This is a genomic window from Cupriavidus sp. 05N38 (assembly GCF_056397345.1).
On record NZ_JBFTNF010000184.1, the window covers coordinates 1 to 445 of the forward strand.

The 445-nt window shown below is 60.6% G+C and carries 1 protein-coding gene; it reads left to right on the forward strand.

The features are described from left to right. A partial coding sequence (locus AC1DK4_RS40840; protein WP_477132281.1) for a nuclease/transposase family protein occupies nt 1–445 on the forward strand: 445 nt, incomplete at both ends.

Consider the following 445-nt stretch of genomic DNA (forward strand, 5'->3'; position numbering starts at 1 on the left):
CATCGTGACTCGCATGCGCAGCCCTTTGCCAATCTGAGCAAGGCCTGGAGCAAGTTCTTCGACGACGTAAAAAGGGGAAAGAATGCTTATCGCCCTGTCTTCAAGCGGAAGGGAGAGGCGCGCGATGCTTTCTACGTCGCCAACGACAAGCTGACCGTAGGTGAGAGGCAGGTACGTCTGCCCGTGCTGGGCAAGGTGAGGATGAAAGAGGCWCCGCGGTTCGGCGGCAAGATAATGGGCGCCACGGTGTCACGCGATGGCACRCGCTGGTATCTGTCGCTGCAGCAGGAGGTGGACATATGCTGGATTGAGCCGGCGRCTCGCCGCCCGGTCACCGGCGTCGACCTCAACGTCAAGGAAATCGTCTGCTCTGATGGCAAACGTTATGCGACGCCGCGTGCGCTGAAGAAGGCGCAGAAGCGGTTGACGAGGTTGCAGCGGTCGG